This is a genomic window from Pseudomonas sp. 05N432, assembly GCF_056396945.1.
Genome location: NZ_JBFTMM010000014.1, coordinates 265089 through 287359, shown reverse-complemented (window position 1 = coordinate 287359; position 22271 = coordinate 265089). Strand labels below are relative to the sequence as shown.

At 58.6% G+C, this 22271-nt stretch carries 21 protein-coding genes; 9 read left to right on the top strand and 12 right to left on the bottom strand.

What is annotated here, in order from left to right; genetic code table 11:
• Nucleotides 1-25: 25 nt before the first annotated feature.
• The 4 genes from AC1DHT_RS17200 to AC1DHT_RS17185 form a co-directional block, all read right to left on the bottom strand.
• A complete protein-coding gene (locus tag AC1DHT_RS17200) occupies nt 26-1564 on the bottom strand; it encodes an amino acid ABC transporter permease/ATP-binding protein (RefSeq protein WP_427542019.1) in 1539 nt (512 codons plus the stop codon).
• Between the two features lie 99 nt (nt 1565-1663).
• Nucleotides 1664-2464 carry an ABC transporter substrate-binding protein gene (locus AC1DHT_RS17195; protein WP_427542016.1) on the bottom strand — a complete coding sequence of 267 codons (801 nt, stop codon included), beginning with the start codon at nt 2462-2464 and terminating at the stop codon, nt 1664-1666.
• Between the two features lie 42 nt (nt 2465-2506).
• Complete coding sequence (locus tag AC1DHT_RS17190) at nt 2507-3565, bottom strand: isopenicillin N synthase family dioxygenase (protein WP_427542013.1); 1059 nt, start codon at nt 3563-3565, stop codon at nt 2507-2509.
• Nucleotides 3566-3577: 12 nt separating this feature from the next.
• Complete coding sequence (locus AC1DHT_RS17185) at nt 3578-4429, bottom strand: sugar phosphate isomerase/epimerase family protein (RefSeq protein ID WP_427542010.1); 852 nt, start codon at nt 4427-4429, stop codon at nt 3578-3580.
• Nucleotides 4430-4778: 349 nt separating this feature from the next.
• Between AC1DHT_RS17185 and yfiR the strand changes: the two genes are divergently transcribed.
• The 3 genes from yfiR to yfiB are packed head-to-tail and all read left to right on the top strand — an operon-like array spanning nt 4779 to nt 7128.
• Nucleotides 4779-5354 carry a regulatory sequestration protein YfiR gene (gene yfiR / locus AC1DHT_RS17180; protein ID WP_427542007.1) on the top strand — a complete coding sequence of 192 codons (576 nt, stop codon included), beginning with the start codon at nt 4779-4781 and terminating at the stop codon, nt 5352-5354.
• Nucleotides 5351-6619, top strand: a complete 1269-nt coding sequence (gene dgcN, locus AC1DHT_RS17175) for a diguanylate cyclase DgcN/YfiN (RefSeq protein ID WP_477761409.1) — start codon at nt 5351-5353, stop codon at nt 6617-6619. The genes yfiR and dgcN overlap by 4 nt, the downstream gene beginning before the upstream one ends.
• Nucleotides 6620-6624: 5 nt before the next feature.
• Nucleotides 6625-7128: an outer membrane lipoprotein YfiB gene (yfiB, locus tag AC1DHT_RS17170; RefSeq protein ID WP_427542001.1), complete on the top strand. Its 504-nt coding sequence runs from the start codon at nt 6625-6627 to the stop codon at nt 7126-7128.
• A gap of 117 nt (nt 7129-7245) precedes the next feature.
• On the opposite strand, the gene AC1DHT_RS17165 is transcribed toward yfiB, so the two are convergent.
• A complete protein-coding gene (locus AC1DHT_RS17165) occupies nt 7246-7809 on the bottom strand; it encodes a histidine phosphatase family protein (RefSeq protein WP_427541998.1) in 564 nt (187 codons plus the stop codon).
• Nucleotides 7810-8099: 290 nt separating this feature from the next.
• On the bottom strand, nt 8100-9047 hold the full coding sequence (locus tag AC1DHT_RS17160) for a LysR family transcriptional regulator (protein ID WP_427541995.1): 948 nt from the start codon (nt 9045-9047) through the stop codon (nt 8100-8102).
• A 150-nt stretch (nt 9048-9197) separates the two neighbouring features.
• On the opposite strand from AC1DHT_RS17160, the gene AC1DHT_RS17155 reads away from it, so the two are divergent.
• Both AC1DHT_RS17155 and mmsB read left to right on the top strand, forming a co-directional pair.
• Complete coding sequence (locus AC1DHT_RS17155; protein WP_427541992.1) at nt 9198-10721, top strand: CoA-acylating methylmalonate-semialdehyde dehydrogenase; 1524 nt, start codon at nt 9198-9200, stop codon at nt 10719-10721.
• A gap of 10 nt (nt 10722-10731) precedes the next feature.
• Complete coding sequence (mmsB, locus tag AC1DHT_RS17150) at nt 10732-11616, top strand: 3-hydroxyisobutyrate dehydrogenase (RefSeq protein ID WP_427541989.1); 885 nt, start codon at nt 10732-10734, stop codon at nt 11614-11616.
• A 230-nt stretch (nt 11617-11846) separates the two neighbouring features.
• On the opposite strand, the gene AC1DHT_RS17145 is transcribed toward mmsB, so the two are convergent.
• A complete protein-coding gene (locus AC1DHT_RS17145; RefSeq protein WP_019691702.1) occupies nt 11847-12191 on the bottom strand; it encodes a cupin domain-containing protein in 345 nt (114 codons plus the stop codon).
• A gap of 280 nt (nt 12192-12471) precedes the next feature.
• Here AC1DHT_RS17145 and kynB point away from each other — a divergent pair, with 280 nt between their 5' ends.
• Complete coding sequence (gene kynB, locus AC1DHT_RS17140) at nt 12472-13137, top strand: arylformamidase (RefSeq protein WP_427541986.1); 666 nt, start codon at nt 12472-12474, stop codon at nt 13135-13137.
• Nucleotides 13134-14018: a tryptophan 2,3-dioxygenase gene (gene kynA / locus AC1DHT_RS17135; protein WP_427541983.1), complete on the top strand. Its 885-nt coding sequence runs from the start codon at nt 13134-13136 to the stop codon at nt 14016-14018. Before kynB ends, kynA begins: the two co-directional genes overlap by 4 nt.
• Nucleotides 14019-14246: 228 nt before the next feature.
• Here the strand turns inward: kynA and AC1DHT_RS17130 are convergent, their stop codons facing one another.
• The 4 genes from AC1DHT_RS17130 to antA all read right to left on the bottom strand — a co-directional run bounded on the left by AC1DHT_RS17130 (nt 14247) and on the right by antA (nt 18648).
• Nucleotides 14247-15647, bottom strand: coding sequence for an amino acid permease (locus AC1DHT_RS17130; RefSeq protein ID WP_427541980.1), 1401 nt, complete (start codon nt 15645-15647; stop codon nt 14247-14249).
• Nucleotides 15648-15724: 77 nt separating this feature from the next.
• Nucleotides 15725-16747 (bottom strand): anthranilate 1,2-dioxygenase electron transfer component AntC, encoded by a 1023-nt coding sequence (gene antC / locus AC1DHT_RS17125; RefSeq protein ID WP_427541977.1) that lies wholly within the window; start codon nt 16745-16747, stop codon nt 15725-15727.
• An 18-nt stretch (nt 16748-16765) separates the two neighbouring features.
• Complete coding sequence (gene antB, locus AC1DHT_RS17120; protein WP_427541974.1) at nt 16766-17257, bottom strand: anthranilate 1,2-dioxygenase small subunit; 492 nt, start codon at nt 17255-17257, stop codon at nt 16766-16768.
• 2 nt (nt 17258-17259) lie between these two features.
• Nucleotides 17260-18648 carry an anthranilate 1,2-dioxygenase large subunit gene (antA, locus tag AC1DHT_RS17115; RefSeq protein WP_427541971.1) on the bottom strand — a complete coding sequence of 463 codons (1389 nt, stop codon included), beginning with the start codon at nt 18646-18648 and terminating at the stop codon, nt 17260-17262.
• Between the two features lie 611 nt (nt 18649-19259).
• Between antA and AC1DHT_RS17110 the strand changes: the two genes are divergently transcribed.
• Nucleotides 19260-20273: an AraC family transcriptional regulator gene (locus AC1DHT_RS17110; RefSeq protein WP_427533125.1), complete on the top strand. Its 1014-nt coding sequence runs from the start codon at nt 19260-19262 to the stop codon at nt 20271-20273.
• 21 nt (nt 20274-20294) lie between these two features.
• Here the strand turns inward: AC1DHT_RS17110 and AC1DHT_RS17105 are convergent, their stop codons facing one another.
• Entirely contained in the window at nt 20295-20768 is a 474-nt protein-coding gene (locus tag AC1DHT_RS17105) for an Lrp/AsnC family transcriptional regulator (RefSeq protein ID WP_054594119.1), read from the bottom strand.
• Between the two features lie 176 nt (nt 20769-20944).
• Between AC1DHT_RS17105 and kynU the strand changes: the two genes are divergently transcribed.
• The gene (kynU, locus tag AC1DHT_RS17100) at nt 20945-22195 is read left to right on the top strand and encodes a kynureninase (RefSeq protein WP_427541966.1); all 1251 of its coding nucleotides are present in this window, start codon (nt 20945-20947) and stop codon (nt 22193-22195) included.
• The last annotated feature ends 76 nt before the right edge of the window (nt 22196-22271 follow it).

The following is a 22271-nucleotide window of genomic DNA, read 5'->3' as shown; positions in this document are numbered from 1 at the left end:
ACCAAGACCTGGTCTGCTCCGAGGTCTACTCCGCTGCCAGCGCCATTTCGGTCTGGGCGGTCAGGCCCATGAAGCGGCGGACACGTTCGCCGGTCTGCTTGTTGCGTATGGCATACGGGCTGGCATCCAGCTGAATATTCCCGTTTTCCATGAAAATCACCCGATCGGAAATTGACATCGCGAAGTCCATCTCGTGGGTCACGATCAGCATGGTCATACCTTCTTTGGCCAAATCGCGGATCACGTTCAATACATCACCCACCAGTTCCGGATCGAGGGCCGAAGTCGGTTCGTCGAACAGCATGATCTTCGGTTCCATGGCCAATGCCCGGGCAATCGCTACCCGTTGTTGCTGACCGCCGGAAAGCTGATGCGGGTACTTGTGCGCGTGGGCCAGCAGTCCGACCTTGTCCAGCAGCGCATAGGCGCGTTGTTCACTCAAGGGTTTTGCGCCGCCGTGGAAGCGCGGCGCCAGAGTAATGTTGTCAAGAATGCAGCGATGGGGAAACAGGTTGAAGTTCTGGAAAACCATTCCGATATGCCGCACGCCACTACGAACCCTGGCGCTGTTGGGGGTGTCGTTGGAACCGATGAAGCTTTCGCCGAAAAGCATGATCTCGCCTTGATCAATACTTTCCAGTCCATTGATGGTGCGAATCAACGACGTTTTACCTGAGCCTGACGGACCAATGATCGAAATCACCTGACCACTGCCGACTGTCAGGTCGATGCCCTTGAGCACCTCGTGATTGCCATAGCGCTTGTGGATCTTCTCCAGTTGTAGAACCGGTACCGCACCGCGGTTGACCGGGAGGCCGGCAGTGCTGGTCAGTGGTTGGGATTGGGCCTTGAGTCGGGTCACGGCGGTTTCGTCGAGGGTTTGCGGCTTGCGTTGGTTCAGATCCAGATGGCGTTCCAGTCGCTGCAAAAACCAACCGAACACGCTGACGATAAACACGTAATACACCGCTACCGCGCCGAGGGTTTCCATCACCAGGAAGTTCTGCGCGTACAGGCGCTGGCCGACGGTCAGCAGTTCGGTCAGGGAGATCACTGAGATCAGCGACGTCAGTTTCACCACCGTGATGTATTCGTTGATCAAGGTCGGCAAGGAAATGCGAAAAGCCTGAGGAATCACGATCAAACGCTGCAAGCCCAGGAAGCCGATACCCAGCGCACGCCCGGCTTCTTTCTGACCCTTGGCGACCGAAATCAGGCCGCCGCGATGGATCTCTGCCATATACGCCGCTTCGGTGATCACCAGCGCGAACAACCCGGAGTAGAACGGGTTGGACAGGACCGAGCCGGTCATCGGGAATAACTGCGGCAGGTTATAGACGAAGACCACCAGCACCAGCAGCGGAATGCTGCGGAAGAACCAGATATAAGCGGTCGCCGGAAGTCTGAGCCAGACCGAAGTCGACAGTTTGGCCGAGGCCAGCACAAAGCCCAGCAGCATGCCGATGAACCAGGCCAGGGCACTGAGCTCGATCACAGTGACGCAGGCTTGCCAGAAGGCGGAATCTGCGAACAGGGAGAAGAAATACGTCCAATCGAATTGCATAAGTACCTCGAACCGCATTGAAATCTTCGCGGGTAAGCCGCTCCCGCAGGGGGAGCGGTATTTTTGTAGGCGTGTGCTGGCCCGCGAAGGGGCGTTGCCTTAGTTGGACGCTTCTTCCAGGTTGTACTTCTTCAGGATAGCTGCGTAGTCACCGCTTTTTTTCGCGGCATCAAACGCCTTGAGCAGCGCCTGATAGGTCTCGTCATTGCCTTTCTTGACGAAGATGCCGAGGGTTTGCGGATAGACCAGATGCTGGGAGGTGACCACTACACGACCGTTGGTGTGCTCGGCGATCATCTTCGCCGCACCGGCGATTTCCATTTGGGCCTGGATGTTTTTCGACAGCAGGGCCTGGGTCACTTCCGGTGCCGACGGGAACTCGCTGACAGTGATGGCGCCCTTGTTGTTCGGCACGCAATAGTCGGTCGAGAGTTTCTTCAATTGAGCGACCCAGGTGGTGCCTTGTTCCAGTCCGACTTTCAGGCCGCAGAGGTCTTCTGGGGTTTGTGCATTCAGCGTGCTGTCTTTCGGCGCCATGATTGCCGCGCCCGTTACGGCGTAGCCAATGGTCATGGCTTGAGTCTGACGCTCTGGCGTGATGTACATGCCGGAGATGATCGCGTCGTAGTGCCCGGAGTTCAGGCCGGAAATCAGATTGGGGAATTTGGTATCGACGAACTCCGCCTTGGCTTGCATCTGCTTGGCCAGGGCTTGAGCCAGTTCCGGATCGGAGCCGACGATATTTTTCTGGCTGTCATAGGACTCGAACGGCGGATAGGTGATTTCCATGCCGATTTTCAACTGACCCGGTGTGGCGGTGGAAGCCATGCTGGCGGTTGCACAGAACAGGCTGGCGGCGAGCAGGGACAAGCGGGCAGCACGGTTATTTTTGTTAAGCATTTTCGGTGACTCCGATTAGAAAGTAGTGGCCGACAGCAATGATCAGGACGGTTGTGTCTGATTTTTCAGGTGCCCGAAGCTCGAAGGCTTACGCGCCTTCTCCGGCAACATGATTTCTCCGTTTTCCACCCGCTTGCGCAGGTATTGGTAAGTTTGCAGCGCCTGGCTGTACATGTGTTCGCCAATGGCGATCTGCTCATACTCCTGCCCGGTCTTGGCAAAGCCTGGCAGGGGTTTGATCTGGGTATGGAAGTCGCAGGCATAGAACAGCGGGAAGGAGTAGCGCTCTTCGCTGACACTGCGGACACGGTGAGCCGTTGCAACGAATGCACCCGCGGTCATGACTTCGAGCATGTCGCCGATGTTCACCACGAACGCCCCTGGAACAGGCGGTGCATCAATCCACTGGCCTAGATTGTTCATCACCTCCAGCCCGGGTTTGTCAGCCAGCAAAATGGTGAAGCATTCGTAGTCGGTGTGTGCACCAATCCCGGGTGCATCCTGTGCCGTTCCATCGAACGGGTAGTGGATCAGACGCAGCTTCGAGGGCGGCCGGGTGACCATGCTGTCGAAATAGTCTTCCTCCAGGCCCAATGCCAGGGCGAAGCCCCCGAACAGCCGTCGACCGAGGGCGAAGATCGCGGCGTAGTAGGCCTGCACGGCTTCCTTGAAACCTGGCAGTGACGGCCATTCATTCGGCCCGAGCAGCGGCGTGTTAGCCAGTACCAGCGGATCGTTTTCCGGGACTTCGAAGCCGATGTCGAAGGCTTCCTTATGATCCGGTTTGCCCTTGGCATAAACCTCTTCACCTTCCGGGACAAAGCCCTTGTGAGTCTTCGAGGTGCCGATGTAGTGCTGCATCTTGGTTTCCAGGGGCTGATCGAAATAGTCCTTGGCTGCCTGGCGCAAGTTGGTGATCAACTGCGGATCGATGCCATGGCTGGTGATATAGAGAAAGCCGACGTCACTGGCAGCCACCCCGAGTTGCTCTGCGACGACCAGCCGATGTTCCCGTTCGATGCTGAACAGACCGGCGATATCCACCACCGGAATGCTCTTGAAGTTCGCTTGGGGCGTAGTGTTATTGATCTGCTCGGACATGTTGCAAGCACCTCACGTGAGGGTTGAGTGATTGAAGCGATCGAAGTGTTCGCGCTCTGTATTGGCCATCCATATATTCAGCGACCACAGGTCGGCGACCGGCACATTGGTGAAGGGTAAGTGGTGCAAATAGCCGTCGGCACCGAACTCAGGCGTCAGGGTGCTGACCTGATAGCCGCGAGCCTGTTGGGAGCGCCAGACGGCTTCCCAGTGCTGTTGATGGAAGGCCAGTTCCTGGGCGTATTCCGGGGCGGCGGGATGGGGAACCTGCGGGCCTTGGTCATAGCCGACGCGGGCCTGGATATGGTGTACGCGCTCGACGAAGGCACTCAGGTCATCCGCCGGATCATTCAACAACCGCTCGCACGTCACGACCCAATGGCTGATATCGCTGGTGAACCGCAAGTCGGGTAGCTGCCGGATCAGTTCAAGCGTCAGCCAAGGGTTGAACAGTGAACGTGAGCGGTGGGTTTCGAAGCTGCACAATTGCCCGTGCTTGCGTGCAAGCGCCATGGCCTGGCCGAAGAACTCCACCTGCTGCGCCAGCGGCCAACGGTCATTGCCGGCCAGCACATTGACGAAGCGTGGATTGAGCTCGGCAGCCCAAGCGAGCTTTTTGTCCAGATCAAGAAGGTGTTCGGTGGGCGACGCGGATTGTTCCGGCAGCACGTCATAGGCGGTAAACACGGTGCTGATGTAAGCCAGTGCATTGGCTTTTAGAAAGGCGCCGAACTCGGCTCGTTCGCGGACGTCCAACGGCAGGCGAGCTTCCATGCCATCGAAGCCGGCTTTCAGCAACTCATCGAGGGCCTGGGCCTTGCTCGCGCTATAGCCCCAGAGGGTACGAAATATTTCCAGTTTCATCGGTGAACCTCCACGACGCCTTGAACTACTCGAGGCTCGACGCCGGTGCATGACCGAATCGAGCTGTTATGGCAGTAGCAAAAGGTTTTCATGAGTCGGATCTCAGGGATCCGTTTTCACTTACGTCGCTGTCAGCTTTTATTGTTATTAGGACCGCAGTGCGGTTACAGGTCACGTTGGTGCTGATGGTAGACATGGGGTGAAACAGAGAAAAATAGGAAACCCCAAATTGTTACTTCAGGATTTTATAAACAAATAGGCGCCTATCAATACTCGCTGCTTTCGTGAGCATTTCACTGGATATGCTATCGTTGCGGCATCATCCATGACGATCAACGAGAATTCCCGCATGAAGCTGGCTGTCTGGACGACAGAACGCATTGCTGGCTGGAAGCAACTGCTGCTGGCCGGCCTTTTCTGTTTGTTGAGCCTTCCTGTATTCGCCGAGTTGCAGGCGCCAGCGAGCATGGCTGATCAGCGCGCCATGTCGGTCACGCAAGTGGTGTTGGGAATCCTCAGCTACGCTCGCTGGCCGGTGGAGCCGGCGCAATTGCGTTTATGCGTGGTCGGTCCCACCGAGTACACCGACGATTTGCTCAAAGGCACTACTCAAGCCACGGGTCGTCCGGTGGTCGTTCGGCGACTGTTGGCCAATTACCCGGCGATCGCCAGCGAGTGTGACGCAATCTATATCGGCAAACTGACCAATGAAGAGCGCAGCACGCTCTTCGCTTCTTTGACAGGCCATCCGGTGCTGAGTATCAGCGAGGGCGGCGATCAATGCACGGTAGGCAGCCTGTTCTGCCTGCGGGTCAGTGACAATCAAGTCTCGTTTGAGGTCAACCTCGACTCGGTAGCCCGTAGTGGTGTACGCGTTCACCCCAGCGTCTTGCAACTCTCTCGCCGTAAAGCGGCGGCCCCATGAGCCTGTTCAGGTCCGGTAACCGCCCAACGTTGAAATCGGTCATTGGCCGTGGGCACCTGATTGTCGCGTTGGTTGGGGTGGCCATGGCCAGTCTGTCCCTGACCTTGCTCGGGGTACTGGCCTTGCGGGTGTATGCCGATCACAACCTGCAGCTGATTGCCCGTTCGATCAATTACACCGTGGAAGCTGCAGTGGTGTTCAACGACAGCGCGGCGGCGACGGAAGCGCTGGCGCTGATCGCGTCCACAGAAGAAGTGGCCGATGCCCAGGTGTTCGATGAAAAGGGCCAACTGCTCGCGCGTTGGCAGCGACCGGAAACCGGTCTGGTTTCCGAACTGGAAATGCAGATCGCCCGAACGCTTCTGGAAAAACCGATCAATATGCCGATCCTTCATCGGGGTCAGGAAATCGGCAGCATCCTGCTGACCGGGCATGGCGGCAGTCTGATGCGCTTTTTGCTCAGCGGTCTGGCCGGGATTGTCTTGTGTACGGCGGTCAGCGCCTGGGTCGCGTTGTATCTGGCACGACGCCAACTACGAGGGATTACCGGCCCACTGCGCAGCCTGGCCGAGGTCGCTCACGCGGCGCGCCAGGAGCGGGCCCTCGATCGTCGTGTGCCGCCAGCACGCATTGCCGAACTCGACAGCCTGGGCAACGACTTCAATGCCTTGCTTGATGAACTGGAGTCCTGGCAAACCCACCTGCAAAGCGAAAACGAAACGCTGGCCCACCAGGCCAGCCATGACAGCCTCACCGGATTGCCGAACCGGGCGTTTTTCGAAGGTCGGCTGATCCGTGCATTGCGCAACGCCAGTAAACACGATGAGCGGGTTGCCGTGCTGTTTCTCGATAGCGACCAGTTCAAGGGTATCAATGACAACTTCGGTCACGCCGCTGGCGATGCCGTGCTGATTGCCGTGGCAACCCGAGTCCGGGCGCAATYGCGTGAAGAGGATCTGGTCGCGCGCCTGGGGGGTGATGAGTTTGCTGTGCTGTTGACTCCGTTGCACAACACCGAAGACGCCGAACGTATTGCCGAAAAGATCATCGCCAGCATGGAGCTGCCGATTCAGTTGCCGGGCGATACCCAGGTGTTGACCTCACTCAGCGTTGGCATTGCCATTTACCCTGATCATGGCGCCACGCCGGGTACCCTGCTCGACGCCGCCGATGCGGCAATGTATCAAGCCAAACGTCTCGCTCGAGGCGGGCAATATACGGCAGGGTCGGAGCACCTTGTCGCCAACGTTCAAACCAGGAGTTAACAGCCTTGTTTTCACTGACCCAGCGTTCCCTGCGATTCTTTACCTTTACCTTGCTCATGGCCGTGCTGGCATTGACCGGATGCCAAACCGCACCGCAAAAAGGCCTCAGCCCGGCGCAGATCGCGGTGCTCAAGCAACAGGGTTTCGAATTGACCGAGGACGGCTGGGCCTTCGGTTTGTCGGGCAAGGTGCTGTTTGGCAGCGACGTTGATCACCTGAACGCGCAAAGTACCGAAATCGTCGAGCGAATCGGCAAGGCATTGCACGGTGCCGGCATTGAGCGCGTGCGGGTCGATGGCCACACCGACACGTCGGGTAAAGAGGCCTATAACGAGCAACTTTCCCTTCGCCGCGCCAAGAGTGTCGGCGAGGTGCTGACCAGCGTTGGCATGCGGGAAGAGAACATCCGACTGCGCGGCCTGGGCAGCGCCGAGCCGGTGGCATCCAACACCACCGTCGCCGGACGCACCGAGAATCGCCGGGTATCGATCGTGGTGAGCGCTGACTAGTCGGCGAAGTGCATCGTTCGGGTTTTCCCCATCAATAGCGCCTGATTCTGCTCGGTCACGGCGCGGATGCGTTTGCATGCCATAAGCCGGGTGCGTCCCGGTTACTATCGACGTGCCTTAACTCTGATTCATTCGATAGACCATTGCGCTCCAGTAACGGTTGCCATTGCGTTTCTGGCGAGTCCATCCGGCAGCCTCCAACTGCTTGGCGATCATTCGATTCATGACTCCATGACCGAGCAACAGGACCGGGCCTGCGCTCGCAAGGGATCGAAGTTGTTGAGCGGCCTCGTTGGCCCGAATCCTGGCCTGACGGAAAGACTCGACCGTCCCTGAGAAGCCGCATAACCATGAGACTCGAAGGATAAATGCCCACGTAAACGGTGAAAGACGGGGCAGTGTCCAGCGGCCATGGGGCAACTGCGCCTCGCAGAAAATCGCGTCTACCAGTGTGGGCTGAAGGCCCAACGCCCGAACGGATGTCAGAGCCCGAGGCGCACTGCTCGATACAATCACTTGGGCGGTAGCGGCCAGTTGCACACTCGCCTCTGGAGCAGGCTGGTCGATGATTTCGGATAGGTTGTATTGCTCGATCCAGCGTTTCATATCAAGCGCTGAAACCTTGTTGACCACGGCCAGATTCGGCTGCCCATGGCGCATCAGGATGATCTCCCTGCTCATGTGTTTACGTCCTTGTTTTACTGTCCCAGGAGTGCTGAAAATGCACCCGGCGGGGATTTGAAGCATGCTGATCGTGCCGGTATAAACCGCACATTGAGGCGTGAGATTATCATCTGGACGTTAGGTGAAGGGAGCGACATTTGCAGCTTGCGTGAACGAGCTCCATACCCCCAAAGGCACCTGCCAATGCCCTTCGATGTCACAAGTTGCGTACCAATCCCTGTCATCAAACCTTGGCAAAGGCCTGCGGACCTCGTTACGACGCCGCTACCTGATTCCTTGAAGGGTTGTCAGTCGGCGAAGTACATCGTTCGGGTTTCCCCCATCAATAGCGCCTGATTCTGCTCGGTCACGGCGCGGATGTAGTCCCACAACAACGTGATTCGCTTGAGCTTGCGCAGGTCCTCGCGGCAGTACATCCAGAACTGCCGGGTGATGTTGATTTCCTCCGACAGCACTGGCAGCAGTCGTGGATCCTGGGCCGCCAGGAAACACGGCAGAATCGCTAGCGAGCGGCCTTGCTGCGCGGCGACGAATTGCGCAATCACGCTGGTGCTGCGCAGGTTGGCGCTGGCGCCGGGTAGTACATTCGCCAGGTACAGCAGCTCCGAGCTGAATGCCAGATCGTCGACATAACTGATGAACTGATGCTTGCCCAAATCTGCCGGGCGGCGGATGGGCGGGTGTTGGTCGAGGTAATCCTGGGTCGCGTACAGCTGCAAACGGTAGTCGCAGAGTTTGCAGCAGACGTAAGGGCCGTGTTCCGGGCGTTCCAGGGCGATGACAATGTCCGCCTCGCGCTTGGACAGGCTGATGAAGTGTGGCAGCGGCAGGATATCCACCGAAATCGCCGGATAGGCATCGACGAAGTGGCTGAGCTGTGGGGTGATGAAAAAACTCCCGAAACCCTCGGTGCAGCCCATCCGCACATGGCCGGATAACGCCACGCCCGAGCCGGACACCTGCTCGCACGCCATGTGCAGCGTGCTTTCTATGGATTCGGCATAACCCAGCAAACGCTGGCCTTCGGCGGTCAATACGAAGCCATTGGTCCGCGACTTCTCGAACAACAATGTCCCCAATGCACCTTCCAGCGAGGTGATCCGTCGTGACACGGTGGTGTAATCCACGGCCAGGCGTTTGGCAGCGCTGCTGGCCTTGCGGGTACGGGCGACCTCGAGGAAAAACTTCAGGTCGTCCCAGTTCAACGAGCCTAACGATGTGATGTTTTTTTGCATGTTGGACCGGCTTTTATGTGCGTTCTTATTAGAAGTTTGCACATCTATACTCCAAAAACAGTCCGACAACCAACTCGCGACACACGCCTCATTACAAGGCGACTTTTCTCGCCTTGGCTCCCTGCATAACAACAAGTCCAGGAGACCAGCATGAACGCATCGCTCACGCCAGAAACCACTGTGCAAAAGGTCAAGCTGTTGATCGACGGCCAATGGGTCGAGTCCCAGACCACCGAGTGGCACGACATCGTCAATCCGGCAACCCAGCAAGTGCTGGCTAAAGTGCCGTTCGCTACGCCTGCGGAAGTCGACGCTGCGATCAGCGCCGCTCATCGCGCTTTCCAGACCTGGAAGCTGACGCCGATTGGCGCGCGGATGCGCATCATGCTCAAGCTTCAGGCGTTGATTCGCGAGCACTCCAAGCGCATCGCCGTGGTTCTCAGCGCCGAGCAGGGCAAAACTATTGCCGACGCTGAAGGCGATATTTTCCGTGGCCTGGAAGTGGTTGAGCACGCGTGCTCCATTGGCAGCCTGCAAATGGGCGAATTCGCTGAAAACGTCGCGGGCGGTGTTGATACCTACACCCTGCGCCAACCGATCGGCGTCTGCGCCGGCATCACGCCGTTCAACTTCCCGGCGATGATCCCGCTGTGGATGTTCCCGATGGCCATCGCCTGCGGCAACACCTTTGTGCTCAAACCGTCCGAACAGGACCCGATGTCGACCATGCTGCTGGTGGAACTGGCCATCGAGGCTGGCATTCCAGCCGGCGTGCTCAACGTGGTTCACGGCGGCAAGGATGTGGTGGACGCGCTCTGCACCCACAAAGACATCAAGGCTGTTTCGTTCGTCGGTTCGACTGCAGTCGGTACTCACGTCTACGACCTGGCCGGCAAACACGGCAAACGCGTGCAATCGATGATGGGCGCCAAGAACCACGCGGTGGTGCTGCCCGATGCCAATCGTGAGCAAGCCCTCAATGCGCTGGTCGGTGCCGGTTTCGGCGCTGCCGGTCAACGCTGCATGGCCACCTCGGTGGTGGTGTTGGTGGGGGCGGCCAAGCAATGGCTGCCAGACCTCAAGGCCCTGGCGCAAAAACTCAAAGTGAATGCCGGCAGCGAGCCGGGCACTGACGTTGGTCCGGTGATTTCGAAACGGGCCAAGGCGCGGATTCTTGAGCTGATCGAAAGCGGCATCAAGGACGGCGCAAAACTGGAGCTCGATGGTCGTGACATCACCGTCCCAGGGTACGAAAAAGGCAACTTTGTCGGCCCGACCCTGTTCTCCGGCGTGACCACCGACATGCAGATCTACACCCAGGAAATTTTCGGTCCGGTGCTGGTGGTGCTGGAAGTCGACACCCTCGATCAGGCCATTGCCCTGGTCAACGCCAACCCGTTCGGTAACGGCACTGGCCTGTTCACCCAGAGCGGTGCGGCGGCGCGTAAATTCCAGAATGAAATCGACGTCGGCCAGGTTGGCATCAACATCCCGATCCCGGTGCCGGTTCCGTTCTTCAGCTTCACCGGCTCGCGCGGTTCCAAGCTCGGCGACCTCGGTCCGTATGGCAAGCAAGTGGTGCAGTTCTACACTCAAACCAAGACCGTCACCAGTCGCTGGTTCGACGATGACAGCGTCAATGACGGTGTGAACACAACCATCAATTTGCGTTAAGGAGCCGGACATGAAAATCGCTTTTATCGGTCTCGGCAACATGGGCGCGCCGATGGCGCGCAACCTGATCAAGGCTGGCCATTCGCTGAACCTGGTCGACCTGAACAAAGCCGTACTCGCAGAGCTGGCGCAACTGGGCGGCACCATCAGCGCTTCGGCGCGTGAAGCAGCCCAAGGCGCAGAGCTGGTGATTACCATGCTGCCGGCCGCTGTCCATGTGCGCAGTGTCTGGCTGGGTGAAGACGGCGTGCTGGCCGGGATCGCCAAGGGCGTTCCCGCCGTGGATTGCAGCACCATCGACCCGCAGACCGCCCGCGATGTCGCTGGGGCGGCGGCCAAGCAAGGCGTACCCATGGCGGATGCGCCGGTCTCCGGCGGCACCGGTGGCGCTGCGGCCGGGACGCTGACCTTCATGGTTGGTGCCACGCCGGAATTGTTCGCCACCCTGCAACCGGTACTGGCGCAGATGGGCCGCAACATCGTGCATTGCGGTGAAGTCGGCACCGGGCAAATCGCCAAGATCTGCAACAACCTGTTGTTGGCGATTTCCATGGTCGGCGTCAGCGAAGCCATGGCCCTGGGTGATGCCCTAGGCATCGACACCAAGGTGCTGGCGGGGATCATCAACAGTTCGACCGGTCGTTGCTGGAGTTCGGAGATGTACAACCCGTGGCCGGGCATTGTCGAAACAGCACCGGCATCGCGTGGTTATACCGGCGGTTTCGGTGCCGAATTGATGCTCAAGGACCTCGGGCTGGCCACTGAAGCTGCGCGTCAGGCGCATCAACCGGTAATGCTCGGCGCGGTGGCTCAGCAGCTGTATCAGGCGATGAGTCAGCGTGGCGAAGGCGGCAAGGATTTCTCGGCAATCATCAACAGCTATCGCAAACCCTGATAGGGGGGCGGGACTGTGGCGAGGGAGCTTGTCGGAACGCCGCAACGCCCCGCTCGGCTGCGAAGCAGTCGTCAATCCTGAACACGCGGCGTATCTGACAAGTCGCATTGGCCTCATGGGTCCGCTTCGCGAACCCGCGGGAGCAAGCTCCCTCGCCACAAATATGGCGTAATCCGTCGATACTTTCCGAGAGCCCACGTCGGGTGGGCTCTCGGTTTTTTATTGCTGAATCAGGCGAAAACGAAGTACTTGCGTACGGTCTCGACCACTTCCCATGTGCCTTTCATGCCCGGCTCAATGACGAAAATATCACCCGCGCGCAGATGGATCGGTTCCATCCCGTCCGGGGTGATCACGCAGTAGCCTTCCTGGAAGTGGCAGTATTCCCACTTCACATACTCCACGTACCACTTGCCCGGTGTGCAGATCCAGGTGCCCATGATCTTGCTGCCGTCTTCGCTGGTGTAGGCGTTGAGGTTGACGGTATGCGGGTCACCTTCGAGTTTCTCCCATTTGCAGGCGTCAAGCACTGGCAGTGGATGGGTATCGCGAAGAACGGTAATGGGTTTGGACATGCTGACTCCGAGCGTTAGGCAGGACTGAAGTCGCACCCTATAGCGCCCGGCAGGGTGTCAGTTGTCTGTGCTCGACATTCAGCTGTCCAGAAACGCGCTATCGAGCAAACCCGCTCAAGCGGACATCCAGGAGTCCGATTCACGCATTGAAATTTCCATCCGCTAAACTTCAAATTCTTGGCATTAAGTGCGAAACATTTGGGCGTTCCCGACGGTTTTCGCAAGAATCTTCACAGGCATCACTCGTATCATTCACGCGAGAGTTGTCGAGAGCTATGCAATGAAAAAAACAATGTCGTGGTGGGATATCAGCCCGCCCTTGAGCACCGTAACACCGACGTGGCCGGGTGATACGCCGTTTCAGGAAGAGCGCGTCTGGACCTTCGGCCCCGAGTGCCCGGTGAATGTCGGTCGCATCACCCTGTCTCCCCACACCGGTGCCCATGTCGATGCACCGTTGCATTACAGTGCCGACGGCGCGGCCATTGGCGATGTATCGCTGGATGTTTATATCGGTCCGTGTCGCGTCTTGCATTGTCTGGACAGCGGTCCGTTGGTTCAGCCCGGGCAACTGGAAGGACGCCTTGCCGATCTGCCCGAGCGCGTCTTGCTGCGCACTTATCAACAGGCGCCGCTGACGGCCTGGGATTCGGACTTCACGGCTGTCGCCAAAGAAACCGTCGACCTGCTGTCGGGCCTTGGCGTGCGGCTGATCGGTATCGATACTCCGTCGCTGGACCCTCAACAGTCCAAGACCATGGATTCGCACAACGCAGTGGCCCGCCATGGCATGGCGATTCTCGAAGGCATCGTGCTCGATGACGTGCCGGAAGGCGACTATGAACTGATTGCGTTGCCGCTGCGGTTTGCCAACCTGGACGCGAGCCCGGTCAGGGCCATTTTACGTCCCCTGAACAAACCGCCACTTGAGGAGCCTGCTCAATGAGCCAATGTCCCTATTCATCTTCAAATCAGTCACCTTCAAATCAGTCACCTTCAAAGCAGCCGGAAGAATGGCATAACGCCGAACTGAATTTTTCCGACTCCATGAGCTACGGCGATTACCTGGATCTGGGGAAGATTCTCAGCGCTCAGCACCCTCTGTCGCCGGACCATAACGAGATGCTGTTCATCATCCAGCATCAGACGTCCGAGCTGTGGATGAAGCTGATGCTGCACGAGCTCAAGGCCGCCCGCGAACACGTCAGGCTGGGCGAGTTGCCTCCGGCGTTCAAGATGCTGGCGCGGGTCTCGCGGATTTTCGATCAACTGGTGCATGCCTGGACGGTGCTGGCGACCATGACGCCGACCGAATACCACGCGATCCGGCCGTTTCTGGGCCAGTCATCGGGCTTCCAGTCGTTCCAGTACCGCGAGATCGAATTCATCCTCGGCAACAAAAGTGCAACGCTGTTGCGTCCACATGCGCACCGGCCGGAACTGTTGGCGGAGCTGGAAAAGGCGATTGCCACGCCGTCGCTGTATGACGAGGCGATTCGGTTGATGGTCAGCGCAGGGTTGGCGATTGATCCGCAGCGCTTCGAGCGCGACCCGGCCAGCCCGACTGCTTATGACGCCTCGGTCGAAGCCGCCTGGCGTGTGGTCTACACCGACCCTTCGCGGTATTGGGATCTTTACCAGTTGGCGGAAAAACTGATCGACCTTGAGGACTCGTTCCGTCAATGGCGCTTCCGCCATGTCACCACGGTTGAGCGGATCATCGGCTTCCAGCCGGGCACAGGTGGCACGGAAGGTGTCGGCTATCTGCGCAAGATGCTCGATACCGTGCTGTTTCCGGAGTTGTGGCGCGTGCGTTCGACCCTCTGAACCAGGCGCTAGAGGATTCCCGGCGCACGGACCCTGTAGCAGCTGCCGAAGGCTGCGTTCGGCTGCGTAGCAGTCGTAAAATCATCCGCTGAGGTGCATCAGGCACACCGAGTTGTTTGTATTTACGAGCGCTGCGCGCTCGAACGCAGGCTGCGCCAGCTGCTACAGAAAGCAAAAGCCCCGGCATTCATCGAATGCCGGGGCTTTTTGTCGACTGGCTGAAGGCTATTAAGCGACCGACAACGCGCGAGTTCTGGCGACCCGAATCCGGTAGAACACGAACAGGATCAGTACCCAGATCGGGATCGCGTAGACCGACGCACGCACCCCGGGAATCAACAACATCACGTAGATGATCATGGCCATGAACGCCAGGCACAGGTAATTGGTGTACGGCGACCAGAACGCCTTGAAGCCCGGGACGATGCCGCGTTGGCCCATGGCCTTGCGAAACTTCAGGTGCGTCAGGCTGATCATCGCCCAGTTGATCATCAACGAGGCGACCACCAGCGCGAACAGCAACTCAAGCGCTTCATGCGGGGCGACGTAGTTAACCAGCACGGACAACATCGTCATCAGCGCCGATACGCCCAGCGCCCGTAACGGCACGCCCCGTTTGTTCAGCTTCATCAGTGGCTTGGGGGCATCGCCCTGTTCCGCCAGGCCGTAGAGCATGCGGCTGTTGCAATAGACGCAGCTGTTGTAGACCGAGAGTGCTGCGGTGAGCACCACAACGTTGAGGATCTGCGCCGCGGTGTCGCTGCCGATCAAGGCGAAAATCTGCACAAACGGACTGCCGCTGTAGGCATCGCCGGAAGCGCCCATTGTTTGTAGCAGTTGGTCCCACGGGTACAACGACAGCAGCACGGTGAGTGCGCCGACGTAGAAGATCAATACGCGGTAAACCACCTGGTTGATCGCCTTGGGAATGACTTTCCTCGGTTCGCTGGCTTCGGCGGCGGTGATGCCGACCAGTTCCAGGCCGCCAAAGGAGAACATGATGAACGCCATCGCCATCAGCAAACCGTTGGTGCCGTTGGGGAAGAAACCGCCGTGACTCCACAGGTTGCTCACCGAGGCCTGCGGGCCGCCGGTGCCGCTGACCAGCATGTAGCAGCCGAGGGCGATCATGCCGATGATCGCCACGACCTTGATGATGGCGAACCAGAACTCCATTTCACCGAATATTTTGACGTTCATCGTGTTGATCAGGTTGACCAGTACGAAGAACACCGCCGCGCTGGCCCAGGTGGGTACCTCGGGCCACCAGAACTGCACGTATTTGCCAACGGCGGTCAGCTCGGCCATGCCCACCAGCACATACAGCACCCAGTAGTTCCAGCCGGACAGGAAGCCGGCAAAACTACCCCAGTAGTTGTGCGCAAAATGGCTGAAGGACCCGGCGACCGGCTCCTCGACAATCATCTCTCCCAGTTGGCGCATGATCAGAAAGGCGATGAAACCGGCAATGGCATAGCCGAGGATCATCGACGGGCCTGCCGATTTGAGCACGCCGGCGGAGCCGAGAAACAGCCCTGTGCCAATCGCGCCGCCCAGCGCGATCAGCTGAATATGCCTGTTTTTCAGCCCCCGCTTCAGCACGCCCTGTTGCAATTGTTCATCCGCCATCTGGATACCTTCTCGTTGTTATGGTCAGGCTTTGTTGCAGGTCGACAGCTTATTCAATTGGCGCGTGTTTGTGAGCCTCAAACATTACTTTCAGTGAACTTTTCGTAATACAGCTGCACGTTGTCGAGGGTTTGATCCTGCAACCAGCTCTTGATCGACTCGACCATCGGCGGCGGTCCGCAGACGTACATGTCGACGGCGGCATCCCGCAGTTCGCTGGCATCGAAATGCTCGGCGATGTAGCCGCGTTTTCCCTCCCAGTCCGGTGATGGATCGCTGACCACCGGCGTATAGCGAAACCCGGGAATGCGTTGAGCATAGGCATTGATCCGTTCGGTTTCGCACAGATCGGCTGCGTCCCGTACACCGTAGTACAAGTGCACAGGTTGTTCGCACCCGCGGACGACGATTTCGTCGAGCATCCCCAACAATGCGGACAGTCCGGTGCCGCCGGCCACCAGGATCAGCGGCCGAGCRATGTGACGTAGGTAGAACGCACCCAACGGTGCTTCCAGAACGATTTCATCGCCGACCTGGCAGCGTTCGCGAATGTAGTTACTCATCACCCCGTCGGGTAACAGGCGAATCAGAAATTGCAGCTGATTGCTGCTGCTCGGGCGGTTGGCGAAGGAGTAGGAGCGCTTGCTCGTGGTCCCCGGAATCAGCAGGCGTGCGTATTGCCCCGGCAGGAAATCCAGTGGCTGGGTGGCCGCGCCCAAATCCAGATGGAGGATCGCGGTGCTGGCCGAGACCTGACGTACATGCGTGACCGTACCGCTGAGCTGTTCAGGCCCTGCGGCATTGCACAGGCTGGAAGCGAAATCGAAATAGAACGCGGCGTCGGACTTCACTCGGGTCTGACAAGTGAGCATCTTGCGTTGTTGCAGGTCGAGGCTGGAGAGGGCTTCCTCATCCACATAATCCTGGCTGTAGTCGCCGGATTCGCAGCGGCCCTGACAGGTTCCGCAGACACCCTCGCGGCAATCCAGTGGAATATTGATGCCGTTGCGCAGGGCGGCATCGAGCAGTATTTCGTTGGCCTGCACGGGAAAAAACAGTGTTTTGCCGTCGGCAAAACTGAACGCTACCTTGTGGTTCATGCCCCGGTCTCCATGAATTCAGAGGTGGTAGAAATCGAGCACCGAGTTGATGGTGTCGTTGAGCAGCAACACGTGTTTGCGGGTAATCACCCAGCTGTCTGCGTGAGGCTTGAGGCGATAGGTCGCGTTCCCGTAGAACTGCTCTGAGGTGGCCAGGCGATAAAACAACGTGTGCCAGTTCAGCCGTACCTCCAGCTCACCGCTCTCGAGTTCGCTGATCCGCACGTTGTTGATCAGGTGCAGGGTGCGCGGCATCGGTGTGGCCGAGGCAGCCTTGCCGGTGCGCAGGCGGAATACACGGTCTTCCAGGCCCGAGCGATTGGCGTAGTAGATCAACGACATTTCGCGCTTGGGGTCACGGGTGTAGACGTGTTCGGAGTCCCATTGCGGCAGGTGAAACTCACTCTGTTCGTCGAAGAGCTGGATGTAGGCGTCCCAGTCCTTGGCGTCGCAGAGTTCGGATTTGCGGTAGAAAAACTGCTCGATCTGGTACTGCAATTGCGGATTCATGTTCACACCTCACGTAGCTTCAGGGATTTCGCGTCCAGGCCGTCGAGCAAGAACTTCTGCCAGTTGCTGTGCTGGTTGACGTAAAGCCCTTCGTGGGTGAATTCGGTGCCGGTCATGGCCGGTGCAATGCCGATCGCCTCGCTGTTGGGCGTGGCGCCGGTTGCCCACTGGTGGCTGCCGCGCGAGATATCGCTCCAGCGTTCGAGCCGCGCCTGGAAACCGCGCTGGGCTTCGCGAAACTCCACCAGGTCATCCGGGGTGCCGAGTCCGGACACGTTGAAGAAATCTTCGAACTGCCGAATCCGGTTTTCCCGATCCGCGTCCGATTCGTTTTTCACGCCCAGGCACTGGCTGATGATCTCGGTCTTGTTCCAGGCCACCGGGCGGATGATCCGTAGCTGGGAGCTGATTTGATCGAGGAAAAACAGGCTGGGGTAGATGTTCAGGTTGCGCAGCCGATGCATCATCCATTCGGCTTTTTCCTGACCATGGTCCTTGATCAGGCGCGGCATGATCGTCGCGTAGCCGGAGCGCACCGTCGGGTTGGGCATGTCACTGAACAGCACGCTGTGACCGTTATTGAAGGCGAACCAGCCGTCATCGGTATTGGCGTCGCCAGCCCCCAGCTTGCTGTAGTCGAGCGTGCCGCTGGCGCGGGTGCCGTTCTCGTTGTCGACCTGCTGGCGGTGTTGCACCGTGGCCACATAGTTATAGTGGACCGTGCTGACGTGATAGCCGTCCAGGCCGTTCTCGTTCTGCAGTTTCCAGTTACCGTCGTAGGTGTAGGCCGACTTGCCGGGCAGTACTTCCAGTTCGCCGGTGGGCGATTGGGCGACCATCATGTCGAAGAACACTTTGGCATCGCCGAGGAAGTCTTCGAGGCTGTTATCGCCATGAACGTCCAGGCTGATGAAGACGAAGCCCTTGTAGCTCTGGATGCGGGCCTTTTTCAGGCCGCGTGTGGCTTTGTCGAAACCTTCCGGGTATTCGCCAGGGGCCTTGACCTTGACCAGGCGTCCGTCGCTTTTGTAGCACCAGGCGTGGAACGGGCAGGTAAACGTCGATTGGTTGCCTTTGCCGACGCGGGTCAATGTGGTACCGCGATGCTGGCAAGCGTTGATCAGCGCGTTGAGTTGGCCGTCACCGTCACGGGTGATGATCATCGGCTGGCGACCGGCGCGCAGGGTGATGAAGTCGTGGTTGTTGGCCAGCTCGCTTTCGTGACAGGCGTAGATCCAGTTCTTCTCGAAGATCAGCTCCATCTCCAGATCGAACAGTTGCGGCTCGGTAAAGATATCCCGAGCGATGCGGAATACGCCTTCTGCCGGACGGAAGTCCAGGCAGCCTTCAATGAACGCTTTCCACTGCTCGACATTTTTTTCGCCACTCATGGGTGTGCACCTTTTTTATTCAGGTCAATCGGTGCACTCATTAGAGAGAGTGGGGCGGGGCGGGGTCTATCCGGTTTGTCGACGAAGGCAGTCCACAAAGTTCGGCGCTAATGCATGAGCAAATGGATATTCGGTCGTGCGCCGATTTTGTAGCAGCTGCCGAGCCTGCGAGGCTGCGTTCGGCTGCGCAGCAGTCGTGAAGTCAGTCACCACGGTGCTACAGGAAGATCGTGCATGCAGGGTTTACGACTGCTGCGCCCGAGCGCGGACCGAGCCGAACGCAGCCTCGCAGGCTCGGCAGCTGCTACGGGAATTTGTACTGACGCGGATAGGGGTAACACCCGTGCGCTGTTCTGGGCAGGTAATACTCAAGGCTTTGCACCATTCGATGAACGGCCGCCCCTGTTTGCAACATTGAGGTACTGTCTTGGGCAGCCTGGAGCGTTGTTCGAAGGTGAGTCCCGGTCCCGAAACAGCCGCGTTATCCACTTAGTCGATGATTGCTATCCACTGGGTTGGCGTAGGCGTTCAGTGGTCTGGAAGTTGCTCGACTCAAGTCAGAGGCGCGCCGTCAGAGCGCGCGAGAAAAATATTGCCGTGGGTGCGCCGTGATGAGTAGCAAAGCCGATCCGCAGTTTCGCGATATTCGTATCGATCACTATGACCTTGAGGGGGCGCGGACCTGGATGTCAGGGATCTGCGGGCCGCACCGTCTCGAAACCGCGACGCCCGAACGGATCCGTTTTCATCACACCGCCAACGTCTTCAAGTCGATGGCCACGACCCTGGGCACTATCGAGTACGGCACCGACGTGACCGTCGATATCGAAGATGCCGAGCACTTCAGCAGCTACAGCCTCAGCCTGCCTTTGGTCGGTGAGCAGGAGCTGAGCAAGAACGGCACGCTGCTCAAATCCAATCGCGATCAAGGCGTGATCATCTCCCCGAATGAAAACCAGATGCTGGCGATCTCCGGTGACTGCCGCAAGGTCCAGGTGGTGATCACTCGGGCGGCCATGAGTGAATCCCTTGAGGGGATGTTGCAGCGCCCACTGGATGCGCCGCTGCGCTTTGAATCAGTGATGGACGCGGTGGACGGTGCGTCGGCCTCGTGGTGGCGCATGGCGCGGTATTTCATCGGCGAACTTGAGCGCAGCAGCGCGCTGTTTGAGCAGGTCGTCTTCACGCGGGACATCGAAAGCTCGTTGATCAAAGGCCTGATCCTCGCCCAGCCGAACAATTACTCCGATGAGCTGCGGGAGGTATTGGGGGTGAAATTGCCGCACTATCTGATCAGGGCCAAACAGTACATTCACGACAACGCTCGCGAAGCCGTGCACCTGGAAGACATCGAAGCGGCGGCCGGGGTTTCGCGGTTCAAGTTGTTCGAAGCATTCAGAAAATACTTCGCCCTGTCGCCGATGGCCTATCTGAAAAAATACCGCTTGAATGCGGTGCGCCAGGACATTCTTGAACAGGGGCTGGCGCGCAACATCTCGGAGATTGCCATGGGCTGGGGGTTCACCCACATGGGGCGTTTTTCCGCCGAGTACCGCAAGTTGTTCGACGAAGCCCCGAGCGCCACCTTGCAGCGCAACGAGGCCCGGCGCATGCGCGGGCTTTGACGCAGAGGCAGTCAATAAGGCTTATTTGCGGGCGACCAGATCCAGCAGGTCGTCTCGCTCCTTGATTTTCTGCAGGACGATTTCCGAGCGAATATCGGTCACCCCCGCGGTGCGATTGAGCTTGTTGACGATGAAATCCGAGAAGTGTTTCAGGTTGCGCGCCTGAACCCGCAGCACATAGTTGCTGGCGCCGGTAATCACGTACGCGGTGGCGACTTCCGGCCACTCTTGCACCTTCTTGATAAAGGTCTCGTGCCAGTCTTCGACGTCCTGTCGCAACGACACATGGACGATGGCTTCCAGCTCGATGCCCAGCCGTTCGGCGTTCAGCACCGCGCGATAGCCGGTGATGATTCCCTCACTTTCCAGCAGCCGCAAACGCCGCAGGCAAGCCGACGGCGACAGCGCAACTTTCTCCGCCAATTCCTGATTGCTGATACGCCCGTCCTGCTGCAAGTAATGCAGGATTCGCAGGTCTGTCGAGTCGAGGGTCATGGTTTGAATAAATCCGCGATTTTTGGAGTTGGATTCGAATTATCTTCGAGATAACTACTATATGACCATCCACTTTGCACGAAAATTCTCCAAGGCTTCGTTCATTATTTGCTCATTGTGCCGGCGCAAAAAAGCTGAAAACACGGCGGCATGTCATCTAGAGAACAGGACCGACAATGATCACAAGAAACGATTGCCTGGCGCTTGATGCGCAAGACCCTTTGGCTCATCTGCGTCACCAGTTCGCGCTTCCCGAAGACGTGATTTACCTCGACGGCAACTCCCTTGGCGCGCGTCCGGTTGCGGCGCTTGAGCGTGCTCAGGCGGTCATCGCCGAGGAGTGGGGCAATGGCTTGATCCGCAGCTGGAACAGCGCGGGTTGGCGCGACCTGCCGGAACGTCTGGGCAATCGGTTGGCCGGGCTGATTGGCGCCGGTGAGGGCGAAGTGGTGGTCACCGACACCACCTCGATCAACCTGTTCAAGGTCCTCGGCGCGGCCTTGCGTGTGCAGGCGATGCGGGCACCGACGCGGCGGGTCATCGTCAGTGAGTCGAGCAACTTCCCGACGGATTTGTACATCGCCGAAGGGCTGATGGATTTGCTCCAGCAGGGCTATAGCTTGCGTCTGGTCGACAGCCCGGAAGAACTGGCACAGGCGATTGACCAGGACACTGCTGTGGTCATGCTCACCCACGTCAACTACAAGACCGGCTACATGCACGACATGCAGGCCGTGACGGCGTTGATCCACAAATGTGGCGCGCTGGCGATCTGGGACCTGGCGCATTCTGCCGGTGCGGTTCCGGTCGATTTGCGTCAGGCCGGCGCGGACTACGCCATCGGTTGCACCTACAAGTACCTCAATGGCGGTCCCGGTTCGCAAGCGTTTGTCTGGGTTGCGCCGCAGCTGTGCAATCTGGTCACGCAGCCGTTGTCCGGCTGGTTCGGTCATTCCCGACAGTTCGACATGGCCTCAAGCTACGAGCCGAGCAGCGGTATCGCTCGCTACTTGTGTGGCACTCAACCGATCACCTCGTTGGCCATGGTCGAGTGCGGCCTGGAGATTTTCGCCCAGACCGACATGCCGAGCCTGCGTCGCAAATCCCTGGCGCTGACTGACCTGTTTATCCAGATGGTGGAGCAGCGCTGCGCCGCTCACGATTTGAAACTGATCACCCCGCGCGAACACGCCAGGCGTGGCAGCCATGTCAGCTTCGAACACCCGCAAGGCTACGCGGTGATACAGGCCTTGATCGCCCAAGGTGTGATCGGTGATTACCGCGAGCCGCGGATCATGCGCTTCGGTTTCACCCCGCTGTACACCAGCTTCACCGAAGTCTTTGATGCGGTGCAGATTCTTGGCGAGATTCTCGATCAGCAAACCTGGTCGCAAGCGCAGTTCCAGGTACGCCACAGCGTCACCTGATCCCAGCACTGTCCGTGGCGAGGGAGCTTGCTCCCGCTTGAGTGCGCAGCACTCACAAAATCGATACTCACTGCGA